The 16,792-nt window shown below is 72.5% G+C and carries 19 protein-coding genes; 5 read left to right on the top strand and 14 right to left on the bottom strand.

Annotation, left to right across the window (positions count from 1 at the left end):
- Positions 1–7 precede the first annotated feature (7 nt).
- The 6 genes from ACQSSQ_RS21955 to ACQSSQ_RS21980 form a co-directional block, all read right to left on the bottom strand.
- Positions 8–1,198, bottom strand: a complete 1,191-nt coding sequence (locus ACQSSQ_RS21955) for a fumarylacetoacetate hydrolase family protein (RefSeq protein WP_431329276.1) — start codon at positions 1,196–1,198, stop codon at positions 8–10.
- Positions 1,195–2,346, bottom strand: a complete 1,152-nt coding sequence (locus tag ACQSSQ_RS21960) for an extracellular solute-binding protein (RefSeq protein ID WP_431329277.1) — start codon at positions 2,344–2,346, stop codon at positions 1,195–1,197. The genes ACQSSQ_RS21955 and ACQSSQ_RS21960 overlap by 4 nt, the downstream gene beginning before the upstream one ends.
- The gene (locus tag ACQSSQ_RS21965) at positions 2,343–3,761 is read right to left on the bottom strand and encodes an aldehyde dehydrogenase (NADP(+)) (protein WP_431329278.1); all 1,419 of its coding nucleotides are present in this window, start codon (positions 3,759–3,761) and stop codon (positions 2,343–2,345) included. The genes ACQSSQ_RS21960 and ACQSSQ_RS21965 overlap by 4 nt, the downstream gene beginning before the upstream one ends.
- On the bottom strand, positions 3,758–4,201 hold the full coding sequence (locus tag ACQSSQ_RS21970) for a MaoC family dehydratase (RefSeq protein ID WP_431329279.1): 444 nt from the start codon (positions 4,199–4,201) through the stop codon (positions 3,758–3,760). The genes ACQSSQ_RS21965 and ACQSSQ_RS21970 overlap by 4 nt, the downstream gene beginning before the upstream one ends.
- On the bottom strand, positions 4,198–5,559 hold the full coding sequence (locus ACQSSQ_RS21975) for an MFS transporter (RefSeq protein WP_431329280.1): 1,362 nt from the start codon (positions 5,557–5,559) through the stop codon (positions 4,198–4,200). The genes ACQSSQ_RS21970 and ACQSSQ_RS21975 overlap by 4 nt, the downstream gene beginning before the upstream one ends.
- Positions 5,560–5,623: 64 nt before the next feature.
- A complete protein-coding gene (locus ACQSSQ_RS21980) occupies positions 5,624–6,838 on the bottom strand; it encodes a CaiB/BaiF CoA transferase family protein (RefSeq protein WP_431329281.1) in 1,215 nt (404 codons plus the stop codon).
- 201 nt (positions 6,839–7,039) lie between these two features.
- On the opposite strand from ACQSSQ_RS21980, the gene ACQSSQ_RS21985 reads away from it, so the two are divergent.
- Together ACQSSQ_RS21985 and ACQSSQ_RS21990 are read left to right on the top strand one after the other, a co-directional pair.
- Positions 7,040–8,113, top strand: a complete 1,074-nt coding sequence (locus tag ACQSSQ_RS21985) for a LacI family DNA-binding transcriptional regulator (protein ID WP_431329282.1) — start codon at positions 7,040–7,042, stop codon at positions 8,111–8,113.
- A gap of 64 nt (positions 8,114–8,177) precedes the next feature.
- Positions 8,178–9,302, top strand: a complete 1,125-nt coding sequence (locus ACQSSQ_RS21990; protein WP_431329283.1) for an endonuclease/exonuclease/phosphatase family protein — start codon at positions 8,178–8,180, stop codon at positions 9,300–9,302.
- A gap of 7 nt (positions 9,303–9,309) precedes the next feature.
- Here the strand turns inward: ACQSSQ_RS21990 and ACQSSQ_RS21995 are convergent, their stop codons facing one another.
- Positions 9,310–10,149, bottom strand: coding sequence for a class I SAM-dependent methyltransferase (locus ACQSSQ_RS21995; RefSeq protein ID WP_431329284.1), 840 nt, complete (start codon positions 10,147–10,149; stop codon positions 9,310–9,312).
- A 109-nt stretch (positions 10,150–10,258) separates the two neighbouring features.
- On the opposite strand from ACQSSQ_RS21995, the gene ACQSSQ_RS22000 reads away from it, so the two are divergent.
- A complete protein-coding gene (locus ACQSSQ_RS22000; RefSeq protein ID WP_431329285.1) occupies positions 10,259–10,936 on the top strand; it encodes a winged helix-turn-helix transcriptional regulator in 678 nt (225 codons plus the stop codon).
- Between the two features lie 25 nt (positions 10,937–10,961).
- Here ACQSSQ_RS22000 and ACQSSQ_RS22005 read toward each other — a convergent pair whose 3' ends face one another.
- The 6 genes from ACQSSQ_RS22005 to ACQSSQ_RS22030 all read right to left on the bottom strand — a co-directional run bounded on the left by ACQSSQ_RS22005 (position 10,962) and on the right by ACQSSQ_RS22030 (position 15,390).
- Positions 10,962–11,504: a nucleosidase gene (locus tag ACQSSQ_RS22005; RefSeq protein WP_431329286.1), complete on the bottom strand. Its 543-nt coding sequence runs from the start codon at positions 11,502–11,504 to the stop codon at positions 10,962–10,964.
- A 13-nt stretch (positions 11,505–11,517) separates the two neighbouring features.
- Positions 11,518–12,642 (bottom strand): YihY/virulence factor BrkB family protein, encoded by a 1,125-nt coding sequence (locus tag ACQSSQ_RS22010; protein WP_431329287.1) that lies wholly within the window; start codon positions 12,640–12,642, stop codon positions 11,518–11,520.
- Positions 12,639–12,998, bottom strand: a complete 360-nt coding sequence (locus ACQSSQ_RS22015) for a hypothetical protein (RefSeq protein ID WP_431329288.1) — start codon at positions 12,996–12,998, stop codon at positions 12,639–12,641. The genes ACQSSQ_RS22010 and ACQSSQ_RS22015 overlap by 4 nt, the downstream gene beginning before the upstream one ends.
- 72 nt (positions 12,999–13,070) lie before the next feature.
- Positions 13,071–14,339 carry an MFS transporter gene (locus tag ACQSSQ_RS22020; RefSeq protein WP_431329289.1) on the bottom strand — a complete coding sequence of 423 codons (1,269 nt, stop codon included), beginning with the start codon at positions 14,337–14,339 and terminating at the stop codon, positions 13,071–13,073.
- Between the two features lie 2 nt (positions 14,340–14,341).
- Entirely contained in the window at positions 14,342–14,869 is a 528-nt protein-coding gene (locus ACQSSQ_RS22025; protein WP_431329290.1) for a PaaI family thioesterase, read from the bottom strand.
- Positions 14,866–15,390: a winged helix-turn-helix transcriptional regulator gene (locus ACQSSQ_RS22030; protein ID WP_431329291.1), complete on the bottom strand. Its 525-nt coding sequence runs from the start codon at positions 15,388–15,390 to the stop codon at positions 14,866–14,868. The genes ACQSSQ_RS22025 and ACQSSQ_RS22030 overlap by 4 nt, the downstream gene beginning before the upstream one ends.
- Before the next feature lie 145 nt (positions 15,391–15,535).
- Between ACQSSQ_RS22030 and ACQSSQ_RS22035 the strand changes: the two genes are divergently transcribed.
- A complete protein-coding gene (locus ACQSSQ_RS22035) occupies positions 15,536–16,234 on the top strand; it encodes a CatB-related O-acetyltransferase (RefSeq protein WP_431329292.1) in 699 nt (232 codons plus the stop codon).
- Between the two features lie 27 nt (positions 16,235–16,261).
- Positions 16,262–16,549, top strand: coding sequence for a hypothetical protein (locus tag ACQSSQ_RS22040; RefSeq protein WP_431329293.1), 288 nt, complete (start codon positions 16,262–16,264; stop codon positions 16,547–16,549).
- Here the strand turns inward: ACQSSQ_RS22040 and ACQSSQ_RS22045 are convergent.
- The gene (locus ACQSSQ_RS22045; RefSeq protein ID WP_431329294.1) at positions 16,546–16,764 is read right to left on the bottom strand and encodes a hypothetical protein; all 219 of its coding nucleotides are present in this window, start codon (positions 16,762–16,764) and stop codon (positions 16,546–16,548) included. The genes ACQSSQ_RS22040 and ACQSSQ_RS22045 overlap by 4 nt on opposite strands.
- Positions 16,765–16,792 lie beyond the last annotated feature (28 nt).

Raw genomic sequence — 16,792 nt, forward strand, 5'->3', positions numbered from 1 at the left:
CGCGACCTCAGAGCAGGCCGCGGGACGCCAGGCTGCGGAACAGGTCGGCGGTCCCGTAGGTCCACGGCTCGCAGCGGTCGCTCGTCCGTACCCGGTTCACGAGCGCCCCGAGCCGCGGGGCGCTGATCCGTACGACGTCGCCGTCGTGGTGGGTGAACCCGTCGCCGGGGGTGTCGCGGTCCTCGACCGGCGCGAACATCGTGCCGAGGAAGAGCACCGCACCGTCCGGGTACTGGTGGTGGGCTCCCATCAGCTGGCCGACGAGGTCCTCCGGGTCCCGGCTGATCAGCGTCATCGACGACGACCCCGCGAGCACGAACGCGTCCTCGCCGGTGACGTCCAGCGCCACCTCGGCCGAGCGGACGTCGTCCATGCCGAACCCGTCGTCGAAGAGCCGGACGAACGGACCGATCGCGGTCGAGGCGTTGTTGTCCTTCGCCTTGGTGAGCAGCAGCGCCGAGCGTCCCTCGAAGTCGCGGAGGTTGACGTCGTTCCCGAGCGTCGCCCCGACGACGCGAGCCCGCGACGACACGAGCAGGACCACCTCGGGCTCGGGGTTGTTCCAGCTCGACCGCGGGTGGACGCCGATCTCGACCCCGGTACCGACCGAGGCCATGGGCGAGGTCTTGGTGAAGATCTCGGCGTCCGGTCCCAGCCCGACCTCGAGGTACTGGCTCCACATCCCCTCGGCGACGAGCACCTCCTTGACCTTCTCGGCCTCCGGCGACCCGGGCCGTGCACTCATGACGTCGGTGCCGAGCAGCTCCACGACCTGCTGGCGCACCCGCTCCGCTTCGGACGCGTTGCCGCGGGCACGCTCCTCGATGACCCGTTCCAGCATGGACACCGCGAACGTCACCCCTGCCGCCTTGACGGCCTGGAGGTCGATCGGGCTGAGCAGGCGCGCGCCGCCCTCCGTGCGCGCCTCGGGCGGCGTGCCCCCGAGGACGTCGGCGACCGAGCCGACCACCGGGCCGTCCACCGCACGGACCGCCGCGGCAGGGTCGTCGTGCTCCGCCAGGTCGCGCACGGTCGGGAAGGCAGCCGTCACGTCGACGAGGGCACCGTCGCGGACGGTGACGACCGACGGACCGACGCCGGGCACGAGCACGCGCCCGACGAGCGTCGCGTCGGCGGCGTCGGCAGGGAGGGCGTCGTCGGGGTCGGGTGGCCAGACGGCCACGGCAGCGGTGGTCACGAGGATGCTCCTTCGAGGTCGTACGTCCTCCCCGGCGCGGCGTGGTCGCCGGCGAGGGAGGCGTGGTGCAGGTCGGTGAGCCGGCGCGCGAGCGCGGACGCTTCCCGCCCGCCCCACAGCGCGGCGCGGACGGCGTCGGCCGCAGCGCTCTGGAACGCGATCGCGCCCGCGTGCCGCGGTCGGACCCACGCGTCGTCGAGCGTGCGACGGGTACGCCGGTAGAACCCTCCGAACGCCGCGTCGAGCACGTCGTCCTCCCACGCCTCCGTCCGGGCCGGCTGGCCGGCATGCGCGGGGACGAACGCGGTCTGCGTCCGGGCGTCCATCAGCCACGCGAGGTGGTCGCGCAGCGCACCGTCCGGCACGCAGCGGGCACTGACCGCGATCCCGGTGCCGCCGAGCACCGACCCCCGGCCCGCGGTCCCGGACGGGGCGTCCCCGAAGCGGAGCGGGCGCGGACGGTCGGCAGCGGCATAGTTGACGTAGCCGTACACGTGCGGGCAGTAGCGCGGGCCGCGACCCGAGGCCATCGCCTCCAGGACGGCGATCGGGTTGCCGCTGTCCTCCCAGGGCGTGGACGGGGCGAAGGCACGCAGCAGGTCGAGCGCGTACGCGACCGCGTCGTCGGGCAGAAAGTCCTCTCCCTCTCCCGGACGCTCGCCCTCGGCGACCGCGATGGAGCACAGGGTCAGGAACAGGTGAGGTCCACCGGAGGGAAGGACGGTCTCGACCTCGCGGGCCAGCGCGCGGGCCTCCTCCCACGTCGCCGGCAGGGGGATCCCCGGGTCGGCGGTCACCGACACCTGGGCCGCCGCGTCGAGGGGGACGGCCCAGGAACGACCGTCGCGCTCGTACGAGGCGAACGACGCACCGACCGTGCTCTCGCGCCACCGCGCGAGCGTCGGGGCGTCGACGAGGTCGTCCAGGGGCCGGAGCGCGCCGGCCTCGACCGCCTCCCCGAGGTGGGGATGGTCCAGGACCACGAGGTCGTACGCCGCAGCGGTCGCGGCGATCGGCGCCGACTCGAAGCCCTCGAGCGGCTGGACGTCCCACGCGATCGGGCACGACGGCGCCTGCGCGGACCGCTGGGCGGCGACGAGCGCGTCGCGTCCGCGCGGATGGTCCCAGGTCAGGCCCCGGTAGCTCATCGCCTACCGCCGTCGCGCACGGCTTCGGGAAGGCCGGCCGGCGGGACGTTCTGGAACGCCACCGGGCGGGCGAACCGTGCGGCGGCCGCCGTGCCGACCGAGGTCGTGGTCGGCGCCGTGGTGGCGGGCCAGGGGCCGCCGTGCTGCTGCGCGTCGGAGACGACGACACCGGTCGGCCACTGGTTCCAGATCACCCGGCCGGCGTGCTCGGACAGCTGGTCCAGCACCTCGAGCGCGTCCGCGTCCGGGGTCTCACCGCCCTGCACGGTCGCGGTGAGCACTCCCCCGAAGAGCCCGAGGACGTCCCGGACGTCGTCGAGGCTCGCATACTCGACGAGCACCGACGCCGGGCCGAACACCTCGGTCGTGACGATCGTCGGGTCGGCGAGCACGCGCTCGGCCGTGGTCCGCAGGACGGTCGCGGCGGGCACCCCGGCGCCGTCCGTGCCGCGAGCGGCGACCTCGACGCCGTCGCGACCGGCCACGGCGTCCAGCGACGCCGCGAAACCGTCGGCGATGCGGGTGGTGAGCATCGGTCCGACCGCAGGGATCTCGAGGCGCGCCGCGAACCCCACGGCGTCGGGCACCAGGACGACGCCAGGCTGCGTGCAGAACTGGCCGGACCCCAGAGTGAAGGACGCGGTGAAGCCCTCGACGACGTCGTCGGCCCGGGTCTCCCACCCGTCGCGCGTCACGACGACCGGGTTGGTGCTGCCCAGCTCGCCGTAGAACGGGATCGGGTCCGGGCGCCGGCTCGCGAGGTCGTACAGGGCGCGCCCGCCCTCGAGGGAACCGGTGAAGCCGACCGCCTTCACTCGCGGGTCCTGGACGGCGAGCACGCCCGCCTCGGTGCCCTCGATGGTCCCGAAGAGACCGTCGGGGGCACCGGCCGCGGCGAGGGCCTCGACCACGACCGTGGCGGTCGCGCGCGACAGCCGCGGATGTCCCGGATGGGCCTTGACGACGACCGGGCACCCGACGGCGAGCGCGCTGGCGGTGTCGCCGCCCGCGACCGAGAACGCGAACGGGAAGTTGCTCGCCGCGAAGACCAGGACGGGGCCGATCGGCACGTGCGCCCGGCGCAGGTCCGGCCGTGGCCCCATCCCCCACTCGGGGTCGGCGACGTCGACCCGGTCGTCGAGCAGCGTGCCGTCGTCCAGGCGCTCGGCGAAGAGCCGCAGCTGGAAGGTCGTGCGCGCCAGCTCGCCGCGCAGCCGCGCCTCGGGGAGGTGGGACTCCTCCTGCGCGAGGGCCACGAGCGGGTCGGACGACGCGTCGAGCCGGTCGGCGACGGCCCGCAGCCAGTGCGCACGCTCTCCCGCGGACGCGCGTCGCGCTGGCCGTCGGGCGGACTCGGCGGCCGCGAGGGCGCGGTCGACGGCGGGGTCGGGGTTGCCCACAGGTGCTCCTGTCATCGTTCGTCGTCGGGACGACGGTCGACGGCGAGCACGTGCTCGCAGACGACCACGGTCGCCCCGTCCTGGTTGACGCCGGTGTAGCGCTTGGTCACCAGCCCGATCCCGGGCCGCTTGTGCTCGCGCAGGTCCACCACCTCCGAGGTGGCTGTGATGCTGTCGCCGGCGTGCACGATCGAGGGGAAGCGCACGCGGTCGTACCCGTACGCGACCGCACGACGGTTCTCCTCCACCGTGAGCCCGACGACGACGCCGAAGGTCAGCACGCCGTGGGCGATCACGCCGCCGAACCGGGGCCCGGCGAACTCCGGGTCGGTGTGGGCCGGGTGGTGGTCGTGCGTCAGGTCGGCGAACTGCGCGATGTCGGCGGCGGTGATGACCGCCGACCCTCCCGGCTCGACCTGCCCGACCTCGTACTCCTCGAACCAGCGGTCGCTCATCGGACGGCGGCCGGGGTCGCCGCGGCGCTCGTCCGCGCGACGTGGTCGAAGGTGTCCACGTCGTCCTGGTCGGCGTCGGAGCGGTAGTTCTTGGAGAAGTAGACCGCGACGAGCGCGACGGCGGCGTTGGCCACCATCCAGCAGGCGACCGGCCACGAGGCGTCCGCCCACGCGATCAGTGCGGTCGCGACCAGCGGCGCCGTGCCGCCGAGGAGCGCGCCGCTCACCTCACGCGCGAAGGCGACGCCCGAGTAGCGGGTGGCCGGCGGGAACAGCTCGGCGAGGAAGGCGGCCTGCGAGGCGTAGCAGGTGGCCACCGCGCCGACGAAGCAGACGACCAGCGCGAGCACCACGAGCGGTGTGCTGCCGCTGTCGACGAGCCAGAACATCGGGAATGCCCACACCGCGCCGAAGGCGGCACCGAACATGAAGAGCTTCCGGCGGCCGATCCGGTCGCCGATCCGCCCGAAGAACGGCATCGCTGCCGAGCCGGCCAGCAGCAGGGTCGCGTTGATGCCGAGGGCCGCCATCGCGGCGTACCCGAGGTCGTTCGTCAGGTGGCTGAGCACCCACACCTGCGGGATGTAGGAGAAGCCCGACAGCATGAAGTTGGAGCCGAGCGCGACCGCGAGGCGGCCCTTGTCGGTGCGCAGCAGCGAGACCAGCGGGACGGCCTCGATCTGCTCGTCGTTCTTGGCCTCCTCGAAGGAGGAGGTCTCGCGCACCTTGCGACGGATGTAGAGGCTGATCGCCAGCATCACGAGGCTCATCAGGAACGGGATGCGCCAGCCCCACACGAGGAACGCGTCGCCGGTGAGGTAGAGCGAGACCTGGAACGTGGCCAGGCCGAGCGCCGAGCCGACCCACACGCCTGCGCCGGACCACGACGCGTAGAAGCCGCGGTGCGCGGGCGGCGCCGACTCCGACGAGAGCACGATCGCGCCCGCGTACTCGGCACCGGCACCGAGGCCCTGAAGGATGCGCAGGAGCACCAGCAGGACCGGCGCCGCGACGCCGATCGCGTCGTAGCTCGGCAGGAGGCCGATCAGGGCGGTCGAGATGCCCATCAGGGTGAGCGTGGCGATCATGACCGGCTTGCGGCCGATCTTGTCGCCGAGGTGCCCGAAGACGATGCCGCCGAAGGGGCGGGCGAAGTAGCCGACGGCGAACGTCGCGAACGACGCGACGAGACCGGCGGTCGGGCTCTCGTTGACGAAGAAGTACGTGTTGAAGACGAGCGCGGCCGCGGCGCCGTACAGCGCGAAGTCGTACCACTCGACGAGGCTGCCCACCGCCGAGGCTGCTGCCGCGCGGCGGGCCTGCTCACGCGTCGGTGGCGTGGGGCTCGTGGTTGTCATCATTACCCTCCAGGATGTGGTGCGGGCGCGCCCTGCGGAAGGACGGCCCTTCGGTTTGCCGGGATCAGGCGCTGGCGACGGGGGTCCCACGCGGGTCGCGGTGGGCGGCGCCGCCGCGCTCGAGCGCCTCGATGTCCTCGTCGGAGAGCCCGATCTCCCGCAGGACCTCATGGGTGTGCTGGCCGTTCAGCGGCGCAGGGCGATAGACCTCCTGCGTCTGCGAACCCAGCCGGAAGGCGAAGCCGGGGGTCGTGACCCGCCCTTCCGTGGGGTGCTCGTACTCGACGAACGAGCCGTTGTGCGCGACCTGGGGATCGTGGACCAGGGACGCGTAGTCGTGGACCGGACCGACCCAGACGCCCTCGGCTCCGAGGGCGTCGAGCCAGTGCTCGGTGGTCTCGCGGGCGAGGTTCTCGGTCACGAGCCGGGAGATCGCGTCGCGGTGGGTGAAGCCGTCGCGCTCGGACTCGTACGCCTCGAGGCGGTCGTCGCCGAACACGCGGGCGAGCACGTCGGTCTCGGCGAAGGAGATCGCGAGGTAGCCGTCGCGGGTCGGGTAGATCCCGTACGGCGCGCGGATGTAGCTGTGGGCGTGGATCTCGTCGCTCGACTCCTGCGGAACGCCGCCGACGGTGAAGACGCTGAGCTCCTGCATCTGCGCGGCGATGATCGCGTCGAGCATGTTGACGTCGACGCGCTGTCCCTCACCGGTGCGCTGGCGGTGGAAGAGCGCGGCCATCGTGCCCTCGAAGGCGGAGTAGGCGGCGAACGCGTCGACCAGGAAGAACGGCGCGGGGCGCGGGGCCTCGCCGTCGCGGCGGGCGCTGTGCAGGCCTCCGCTGAGCGCCTGGAGGAGGACGTCCTGCCCGGGCTTCGCGCTGTACGGCCCGGTCTCGCCGTAGCCGGACATCGAGACGTAGACGAGGTCGGGCTTGATCGCGCGCAGCGTGTCGTAGTCGACGCCGAGCCGTGCTGCGACACCGGGGCGGTAGTTCTGGAGGAACACGTCCGCGGTCCTGACGAGCTCGAGGAGCGCCGCGCGGCCTTCGTCGTGCTTGAGGTTGAGCGACACGGAGCGCTTGTTGCGGTTGAGCGAGAGGAACGAGGCGTTGACCTCGTTGCCACGGGCGCCGCCGGCCGAGACGTGACGCTGCCACTCTCCCCCGAGCGGCTCGACCTTGACCACGTCGGCACCGAGGTCGGCGAGCTTCTGGGCGGCGAACGGCCCTGCCATCGCGATCGAGACGTCCAGGACACGAATGCCTTCCAGCACCTTCATACGAGCTCTCCCAACTGCGACGGAACGTGTGAGCCGCACCACGAGGTGATGCGCGACACAGGGATGTTAGCGCTAACGGTAGCGCTAACACAACCCATGTCGGACAATCGTCGGAGAGGCGTCCGGCACCGGGCCGCTGCCCCACTAGGCTCGTCGGGCGATCCCCCGGCACCTGGCCGGGGCGGCGTGGAAGGGGACGACGTGGCCGAACCCGCACCGGGCGCACCAGGGGCCACACCTGCGCGCCCGCGGCGACGCCGCCGGTCAGCGACCCAGACGGTCACCCTCACCGACGTCGCGCGGCTGGCCGGGGTCTCCTCGCAGACGGTCTCGCGGACGCTACGTACGCCCACCGAGGTCTCCGACGAGACCCGCGCGCGGGTGGAGAGCGCCGTGCGGGAGTCGGGCTACGTCCCCAACCTCACGGCACGCGGGCTCGCCTCCAACTCGAGCAAGCTCGTCGCGACGATCATCCCGTCGATCTCGACCTCGATCTTCGCCGAGACCCTCGACGCGGCGACCGAGGTGCTGTCGACCAGCGGCTACGAGCTGGTGCTCGGCATCAACGGCTACGACACCGTGCGCGAGGAGCAGCTCGTCCGCAACCTGCTCGGCCGCCGCCCCGACGGCGTGCTCCTGGTCGGCGTCCGGCACACCGAGGCCACGGTCGCCATGCTGCAGGCCTCAGGACTGCCGGTCGTGGAGACCTGGGAGTGGACGTCGAGCCCCATCGACGCGCTCGTCGGGTTCTCCAACCGCGACGCCATGGCCGACCTGACGCGCGCCCTCGTCGAGCGCGGCTACCGGCGACCGGTGTTCGTCGGCTCCCAGCGCGAGGGGGACGACCGCAGCCGCCAGCGCTTCGAGGGGTTCGCCGAGCAGCACCGCCGCTCCTTCGGCGACGCCGAGCCGCGGTTCGTCGACGCCTCCGCGCTCCCGCTCACCCTCGGCTCCGGAGCCCGCCTGCTCGCCGAGGCCCGGTCGGCGCACCCCGACGCCGACCTGCTCGTGTTCGCCACCGACATCCTCGCCGCCGGTGCGCTGCTCGCCGCCGAGCGCGAGGGCCTGCGCGTCCCCGACGACGTCGCGATCAGCGGCTTCGGCGACTTCGAGCTCGCGGCCGCGGTCACGCCCGCGCTCACGACGGTCTCCGTGCCGGCTGCACGCCTCGGCGAGATCGCGGCCTCCCACCTCCTCGAGCGGATCGCCACCGCGGAGGCATCGCCGGCGCAGGTCGACGTCGGCTACGAGGTCGTGCTCCGGGCCAGCGCGTGAGCGAGCACGCCGCCGCGCCGTGAACCCGACCCCGGCGCAGACTGGCGTTCGGGGGGAGAACGTCATGAGACTCGCATCGTTCAACGTGGAGAACCTGTTCGCCCGGCCGAAGGCCATGGCCGAGGAGCAGGGCGACGCCGCCACGCGCAAGAAGGTCCTGGCGACGCACGCCCGGCTCGCGGCGCTGCTCGACCGGGACAGCTACGCCGGGGTCGAGGACGACATCCTCGAAGCACTCGACACGCTCGGTCTGCTGCGGTCGGACGACGCGACGTACGTCCGGCTGCGCAAGCTGCGCGGCCAGCTGCTGCGCCGGCCTCGCAACGGACCCGTCGAGCTGGTCGCGAAGGGCCGCTCCGACTGGGTCGGCTGGGTCGAGCTCAAGACGGTCCCGGTGAACGCGCGCGCGACGGAGAACACCGCGCGCGTCCTCGACGCACTGGACGCCGACGTCGTCACCGTCGTCGAGGCCGACGACCGTCCGGGACTCCACCTGTTCTCCGAGTCGCTGCTGCCTGCGGTCGGCGGCACGCCGTACGAGCAGGTGATGGTGGTCGAGGGCAACGACGAGCGCGGCATCGACGTCGGACTGATGGCGCACGCCGACTACCGTCTCGTCCAGATGCGCACCCACATCTTCGACACCGACGGGTCCGGGACCGTCTTCTCGCGCGACTGCTGCGAGTACCACCTCGAGACCCCGCTCGGGAACCGCGTCGTCGTCCTCGCGAACCACTTCAAGTCGAAGGGGTACAGCTCTCCCGGCGACCCGGTCGGCAGCAAGCGCCGCCGCCGGCAGGCGACGCGCGTCGCCCGGATCGTACGATCGCTGCGCGACGAGGGCCTCGACCTGATCGCCGTGACCGGGGACCTCAACGACGACCCGGCGAGCGAGGCGCTCGCCCCCCTCCTCGACGACGGCGTCTTGACCGACGTCAGCGAGCACCCCGCCTTCGACTGGAACCATCGCCGCGGCACGTACGGCTCGGGCAACGAGAAGGACAAGATCGACTACATCCTGATGTCCGACGGGTTGTTCGCCCGCGTCCAGGGCGGCGGCGTCTTCCGCAAGGGCGTGTGGCGCGGGCCGCGGACGAAGGACCCGTGGGAGATCTTCCCGACCCTCACGGCGAAGGTCGAGGAAGCCTCCGACCACGCCGCCCTGTACGCCGACCTCGCCGGCGTGTGAGCCTGCGTCAGGCCTTGTGGCCCGTCACCAGCAGGTACTCCCACTCCATCCGACCCTCGTCGGCACCGAACGCCCGACCGAGCTCGGCCAGCTCGGCGTCGAGCGTCGCGACCCGCCCCGGCTCGTCCGCGATCGCCTTGTAGACCGCGATCGTCGGGCCGTACGTCGCCTTGAAGAAGTCCCGGAACTCCTCGCCCGACCGGAACCGGTCCACGATCAGCGCCTGCCGCTGGGCGGTCAGGTCACGCACCCGATCCCCGAAGAGCGCGCGCACGTGCTCCTCGTCGCCCCAGAGCGGGGGCGGCTGCGCTCCCGGGGGCGGCGGCGGGGCGTACGGCTTCATCGTCGCGAACATCTGACCGATGAAGCCCTGCGGCGTCCAGCTCAGGTTCGCGATGCGGCCCCCTTCGCGCGTCACACGCACCATCTCGTCGGCTGCCTCCTGGTGGTGCGGCGCGAACATGACGCCCACGCACGACAGCACCACGTCGAACGCCCCGTCGTCGTACGGGAGGTGCTCGGCGTCGCCCACCTCCCACTCCAGGGTCACGCCCTCGGCCTTGGCCTCGTCCGCCCCGACCGCGAGCAGGTCGGGCGTGAGGTCGCTGGCGACGACGCTGGCCCCGGTCCGCGCGGCCGGGATCGCGGCGTTGCCCGACCCCGCACCGACGTCGAGCACACGGTCGGACGGTCCCACGTGGCAGGCCTGGACCAGCGTCGGTCCGAGGCTCGCGATCACCTCCGTCGCCACCGCCGGGTAGTCGCCGAGCGCCCACATCGCGCGGTGCTTGGCCTTCAGTGCCGTGTCCGCCGAGGCGTCCTGGACGGCAGTCGTCTCGCTCGTCATGTCGAGAGTCCCCCTTCTCGCCGGACGTCCGTCGCCCGGCCTCCACGACGCTACGGAGGCCGGCGCAAACGGCCTAGTACCAGATCTGTACTGGTCGTACGCTGCACGGGTGGGGGCGCCGTACCACCAGTTCTGCCCGGTCGCGAAAGCCATGGAGCTGCTCGACGAGCGGTGGACCCTGCTGCTCGTCCGCGAGCTGGTGATCGGCAGCCAGCACTTCAACGACCTGCGGCGCGGCCTTCCCCGCATGTCCCCGACGTTGCTCTCCAAACGCCTCGGCCAGCTCGTCCGGGCCGGGATCGTCGACAAGCAGGTCGACGGCAACGACGTGCGCTACGTCCTGACGCCCGCCGGGGAGGAGCTCCGCGTGGTCGTCGAGTCCGTCGGCATGTGGGGCGTCCGGTGGATCGGCAACCTCGGCGACGAGGACCTCGACCCGAAGCTGCTGATGTGGGACATGCACCGCAACATCGACCACACCGCCGTGGACCAGCCGCCCGAGGTCGTGAGCTTCGTCTTCGACGACGTGCGCGGCGCTGCCCGCCGGTGGTGGATCGTGATCGAGCGGGACGACGCCGACGTCTGCGACGTGGACCCCGAGCGCCCCGTGTCCGTCACGGTGACGTCGGGGCTGCGCACGCTGACCGAGATCTGGCGGGGCGACACGACCTGGGCCCAGGCGCTGCGTACCGGTGCGGTACGCCTCGACGGCCCGTCCGCACTCCGGCGTGCGGTGCCGGCGTGGTTCCCGCCGACCGACTTCGCCCGCGTCGTACGCCCGGCCTGAGGCCAGCCGCCACGGCGCGGGTCCCTCAGGCGTTCTCGCGCAGCCACTCCCCCAGCACGCGCGCGCTCGCGTCGACGAGCTGTGGCCAGTCCATCGCCGAGGCGTCAGCCTGGTCGCTGACGTGCTTGACGAGCCGCACGGGCACCCCGACGTGCGCCGCCACCGCGGCGACGGCGAAGCCCTCCATGTCGACGAGGCGGGCCCGCTCCGCCAGCCGGTCGCGTACGGCGGGGTCGCTGACGAACGTGTCGCCGCTGGCGAGCACGCTCCCGTCGCCGCCGGGGATCGTGATCTCGTCCACGACCGGGTAGCCGAGCGCCGCGAGCTCGACCGCGCTGATGTCGTGGTTCACGACGCGAGACGGCAGGTGCAGCCCCGTGCTGCCGTCGAGCGCGCCCGCGGTCCCGACGTTGAGCAGGACCGACGGGCGCAGCTCGGCGACGGCGAGGGCGGTCACGAGGGTCGCCTGGACCTTGCCGATCCCGGTCAGGACCAGCCGGAGTCCGTCGGGGACGTGCGCGGCCTCTGCGGCGGTCGCGGCGACGACGAGTGGTTCTGCGGCGGCCATGGGCCGAGCGTAGTCACACGCCTCGCTGCGACCGGTCGCGGTCGCCCTCGGGCCGGTCGGCGTCGCCCTCGGCCCGGTCTGCGTCGTCCTCGAGGCTCGAGGTGCGTCCCCGGCTCTCCCGCAGCCGCCGTCCGCGCTCGACGTCCTTCTCGCGCTTCGCGCTGGCCTTGTCGCTCTTGGACGTGTCGCGCGGCGGGAGCTGCAGGGTGTCCTCCGCGGGGATCCCGGCCTGCAGCTCGCGGCCTCGCTCCAGCTCGGCGTCGAGCTCCGCGCCGAACAGCAGCGCGAGGTTCGTGATCCACAGCCACAGCAGGAAGACGACGACGCCGGCCAGCGAGCCGTACGTCTTGTCGTAGCTGGAGAAGTTCGCGACGTAGAAGCCGAAGGCCGCCGAGGCGACGATCCACGTGAGGATCGCGACCACCGCGCCGACGCTCAGCCACCGGAACTTCGGCTGCCGCACGTTCGGCGTGGCGTAGTAGAGGATCGCCACCACCAGCACGACGGCGAGGATCATCACCGGCCACTTCGCGATGTTCCAGACGGTCACCGCGGTGTCCCCCAGCCCGACGGCGTCACCGACGGCCTGGGCGGCGGGCCCGGTCAGGACGAGCGCGAGGGCGATGAGCGCGCAGAGCACCACCGTCACGAGCGTGACGAGCAGCATGACCGGACGCAGCTTCCAGATCGGCCGACCCTCGTCGATCTCGTACACGCGGTTCATCGCGCGGCCGAACGCCCCGACGTAGCCGGAGGCCGACCACAGCGCGATCGCGAGGCCCACGATGAACGCGAGCCCTGCACCGCGGCCCTCGCTGAGCTGAACGAGCGTCGGCTCGACCGTGTCGGCCGCCGAGGTCGCCCCGACGTCGCGGAGGACGCCGAGGAGGGTGTCGACGGTCTCGCGTCCCTGCCCGAACAACCCGACCAGCGACAGCAGAGCGATCATCATCGGGAACAGCGCCAGGACCGAGTAGTACGTCAGGGCGGCCGCGAGGTCGAGGCACTCGTCCTCGGAGAACTCGCGGAACGCCTTGCGTGCCACGTAGGTCCATGACGGCTTCGTGATGTCGGTCGGCGAGTCCGGCTTGGCCGGGTCGTCCGGGTGGGGCGCCCGCTCGCGGCGGGCCATCGTCATCCGATCTGTCCCGTGGGGCGGCTCGAGGCGGGCGATCCGGAGGTGGCCGCGGTGCCGCTGGTCGACCCCGTGCCGCTGGTCGACCCGGAGGTCGTGGCGGCGTGCTCGCCCCCGTTGTCACCGCGGTGCGTCACCTTGCCGACGGTGTCCTTGGCGGTCTGGACGACCTTGTCCTGGACCTCGGGTGCCTTCTCCTTGGCGAAGTCCTGGGCGTCGCTCACCTTCTGCTGCACAGTCGGGTCGTTCCACAGGCTCCGCGTCTTGCCCTTGATCTGCTCGAAGCGCTCGCGACCGTCACGCGTCCCGAGGACGTATCCGACTGCCAGTCCGCTGAGCAGGGCGATCTTTCCCTTCACCGTGGTTCTCCTTCGGTCGAGTTGCGGTCGACCCTCGGGTACCCGGGCGGGGCTGCTTCAACCACCCCGTCGTCAGCGGGTCGCCGCGACCGTGGCCGGCTCCGCCCGGCGGACCACCCACGACAGCACGGCCGCGACCACGCAGAGGGCTCCGCCGGCCAACCACGCGTAGGTGTAGCTGCCCACCGTGTCCCGCACGACGCCCGCGCCGAAGGCCGCCGCGGCGGCCCCGAGCTGGTGGGAGGCGAAGACCCAGCCGAAGACGATCGTGCCCTGGTCGCCGAAGATCTCGCGACACAGTGCCGACGTCGGCGGCACCGTCGCCACCCAGTCGAGACCGTAGATCACCACGAACGCCACCATGCTCGGGTGGACGCTGTCGGCCAGCAGCGCCGGGAGCAGCGCCAGCCCCACGCCGCGGAAGAAGTAGTACGCGGCCAGGAGGATCCGCGGGTCGAACCGGTCGGTGAGGTAGCCGGACGCGATCGTCCCCACGATGTCGAAGATCCCGACGACCGCGAGGAGGCCGGCGGCCGTGGTCGTCGCCATCCCGTGGTCGTGCGCCGAGGGGACGAAGTGGATGCCGACGAGCCCGTTCGTGGTCGCGCCGCAGATCGCGAACGCGCCGGCGAGCGCCCAGAACGCCGGCACGCGGGACGCCGTACGGAGCGCCCGGACCGCCCGTCGCGCGGCACCGCCGGCGTCGCGGGTCGGCGGGACGTCGTCGGCGGTGGCGCCGTACGGGGCAGCTCCGAGGTCGTGCGGGAAGTCGCGCAGGAGCAGGACGACCAGCGGCACCACGGCGAGCGCTCCCGCGGCGATCGCGAGCGACGCGGCCTGCCAGCCGACGGTCTCGGCGAGCCACGCGACCAGCGGCAGGAAGATCAGCTGACCCGTCGCCGACCCCGCGGTGAGGATGCCCATCACCAGGCCTCGTCTGCGGACGAACCAGCGGTTCGCGATCGTGGCCGCGAACACCAGGGCCATCGAACCCGTGCCGAGGCCGATCAGGAGGCCCCAGGTGAGCAGCAGCTGCCACGAGGCCGTCGCGAGAACCGAGAGCCCGGCACCGAGCGCGACCAGCACCAGCGCGGTCGCGGTGACCGCGCGGATGCCGAACCGGTCCATCAGCGCCGCCGCGAACGGGGCGGTGAGGCCGAACAGCACGAGGTTGACGCTCACGGCGAGCGACATGACGCTCGTCGACCAGCCCAGCTCGTGGTGCAGCGGCACCATCAGCGGGCCGGGTGCCGCACGGAATCCCGCGGCACCGATCAAGGCGACGAACGCGACGGCGGCGACGCCCCACGCGGGGTGGACGCGCCACTGTCGAGCCGCCACGCTCACCCCGCCGCGCCGGACAGGATCAGGCAGCTGCTCGTGGCGTGGGCGAGGAGCCGGCCGTGGTCGTCGAGCAGCTCGGCCTCCGCGAGCGCGGTGGTCCGCCCGCGGTGCTTCACGCGACCCACGCAGCGGACCGGACCGGTCTCCACCGTGAGACGGCGCAGGAACTTCACGTTGAGGTCCTGGCTCGTGTAGCCGACCCCGGCCGGCAGCGTGGTGTGGACGGCGCACCCTGCGGCGGAGTCGAGCAGCGTCGCGTAGACGCCGCCGTGCACCGAGCCGATCGGGTTGTACATGTACTCCGCGGGGACGAGGCGGAACTCCACGTTCCCCTCCTCGACCACGGCCAGCTCGAACCCGACGAGGCTCGCGATCGGGGCCCCGGGCACGACACCGTCGCGGACGTCGCGCATGATCTCCAGCCCGCTGCGGCCGGCCGCGGCACGCACCGTGCTCATCGGGTCGTCCCAGGTGTGGGTGCGCTCGCGGGTGGAGCCGGTCGCGGTCCGGGCGGTCGTTGCGGTCATGATGAGGCTCCTTCGGTCCGGCGGCGCCGGACACGTCGTTCGTCGAGGGTGGCGAAGCGGCCGCGCATCGTCGCGCTGGCCGCAGGTCCGGGGGCGGCCGCGAGCCGCATCTGCGACAGCGGCGTGCCGGTGGCCGCGTCGACGAGCACCGGCTCGACCTCGCGGCCGGTGTCGCGGTCGGTGAGGACGACGGCGCGCTCGTCGGGGGCGAGGCCGCGGTTGCCCCAGGCCAGCAGGGACAGCACGACTCCCTGCGCGTCGCGACCACGCGGGGTGAGGACGTACTCGTAGCGCTCGGGGCGCTCGCGGTAGCGACGTCGCTCCATGAGGCCGCGCTCCACCAGCAGGCGCAGCCGGCTCGTCAGCACCGCCGGGGAGATCGGCAGATCCTCGGCGAAGTCGTCGAAGCGTCGCATGCCGTCGAGCGCGTTGCGCAGGATCAGCAGGTTCCACCAGTCGCCGAGCTCGTCCGCCCCGCGGGCGATCGGGCACTCGGCGCCGCTCAGGTCCACTCGCCGCACGCGCCTCCCCCTCCGTCAGTCACTACTATGACGATAGTAGACCGTGTGAGCGAAACCCCACAGAACCCGCCCGCCACGTGAGCAGGACGCCGGGCGCAAGGGATCGTCGCCTACCGTGGCGCGGTCCCCGACAGAAAGGCACTCCGTGCGTCTGCCGTCCTTGCGCCGCTCCCCCGAGGTCGACGGCCTCGCGAAGCTCCCCCGCATCTCGCGCGGCAATCTGACCTGCGAGCCTCCCGTCCAGATCGCGGGGCGGATCCGCGTGACGAGCCCGGTCACGGTCGGCGCCTTCACCTACCTGACCACCGGCACGATCAAGTCGTCGGGCAGCATCGGCCGCTACTGCTCGATCGGCCCGCACGTCTCGATCGGGCAGCCGGAGCACCCGCTCGACTGGCTCAGCACGTCGCCGTTCCAGTACAACGCCAAACGGTTCGGCTGGCACCCGTCCGCCGACGGCTTCCCTCCGGCGCCGACCGCCGGCCCCGACGGGAAGTCGTTCCGCGGCGGACGGTTCCGGATCGGCAACGACGTGTGGATCGGCGTGAACGTCACGATCCTGCGCGGCGTGACGATCGGCGACGGCGCGATCGTCGCCGCGGGCGCGGTCGTGACGAAGGACGTGGCGCCGTACACGATCGTCGGCGGTGTGCCGGCCCGCCCGATCCGCCGGCGCTTCGACGACGAGACGGTCGATCGGCTGCTCGCGTCACGCTGGTGGGAGCTCAGCCCGAACCAGCTGAAGGACGTCCCGGTCAAGGATGTCGGGGCGGCGCTCGACGCGATCGAGAAGATCCGTGCCGACGGCGAGCCCCCGTACGAGGTGGAGCCCGTACACACCTGAGCCGGGCGCTTCGTAGGATCGGGGATCGTGAGCTCCGAGACCGCCGACCCTGCACCGACGCTTCCGCGCCGGACGTGGCTCGGTGTCGTGTTCGCGCTGGTGGCGCTGGCATCGCTCGCGGGCTGCGCCCCTGCGGCGGTCCACACCGACTGGCTCGCACTGGGGCGGCGCGCGACGTTCGCCGGATTCTTCGCCCTCTACGCGTACGGCCACTTCCGCTGGCCGCACACCCGGTGGCCCAAGCGCGGCGAGCGCGCGGGGGCCGCCCTCGTGCTCGGCTACCTCGCGTGCGTGGCGCTCTCGATGACGGACTAGGTGCCCGGCTTCGTCTCGCCGGCGTACTCCGCCGGCAGCGCGTCGCCCTGCTCGGTCGGGATCGTCTCCGAGTCGGGGTCGACCTTGTACCAAGCCTCGGGTCCGACCGTCGCTCCCCCGAGGATCAGCACGTAGCCGTCCGCATCTGGCTCCACGTCGTTCCACACCTGGTTGGCGTACTCCAACGGCCCACCGAACGTCACCACCATCGCCATGCTCGCGACAGTAGTACCGCACCGCCGT

It is taken from the genome of Mumia spirodelae (assembly GCF_050632745.1).
Lineage (GTDB): Bacteria > Actinomycetota > Actinomycetes > Propionibacteriales > Nocardioidaceae > Mumia.

Coding starts and splice junctions, on each gene's coding strand:
- ACQSSQ_RS21960 (WP_431329277.1), bottom strand. CDS start 2,346: ATGAGCTACCGGGGCCTGACCTGGGACCATCCGCGCGGACGCGACGCG.
- ACQSSQ_RS21965 (WP_431329278.1), bottom strand. CDS start 3,761: ATGACAGGAGCACCTGTGGGCAACCCCGACCCCGCCGTCGACCGCGCC.
- ACQSSQ_RS21970 (WP_431329279.1), bottom strand. CDS start 4,201: ATGAGCGACCGCTGGTTCGAGGAGTACGAGGTCGGGCAGGTCGAGCCG.
- ACQSSQ_RS21975 (WP_431329280.1), bottom strand. CDS start 5,559: ATGACAACCACGAGCCCCACGCCACCGACGCGTGAGCAGGCCCGCCGC.
- ACQSSQ_RS21980 (WP_431329281.1), bottom strand. CDS start 6,838: ATGAAGGTGCTGGAAGGCATTCGTGTCCTGGACGTCTCGATCGCGATG.
- ACQSSQ_RS21990 (WP_431329283.1), top strand. CDS start 8,178: ATGAGACTCGCATCGTTCAACGTGGAGAACCTGTTCGCCCGGCCGAAG.
- ACQSSQ_RS21995 (WP_431329284.1), bottom strand. CDS start 10,149: ATGACGAGCGAGACGACTGCCGTCCAGGACGCCTCGGCGGACACGGCA.
- ACQSSQ_RS22005 (WP_431329286.1), bottom strand. CDS start 11,504: ATGGCCGCCGCAGAACCACTCGTCGTCGCCGCGACCGCCGCAGAGGCC.
- ACQSSQ_RS22010 (WP_431329287.1), bottom strand. CDS start 12,642: ATGACGATGGCCCGCCGCGAGCGGGCGCCCCACCCGGACGACCCGGCC.
- ACQSSQ_RS22025 (WP_431329290.1), bottom strand. CDS start 14,869: ATGACCGCAACGACCGCCCGGACCGCGACCGGCTCCACCCGCGAGCGC.
- ACQSSQ_RS22045 (WP_431329294.1), bottom strand. CDS start 16,764: ATGGCGATGGTGGTGACGTTCGGTGGGCCGTTGGAGTACGCCAACCAG.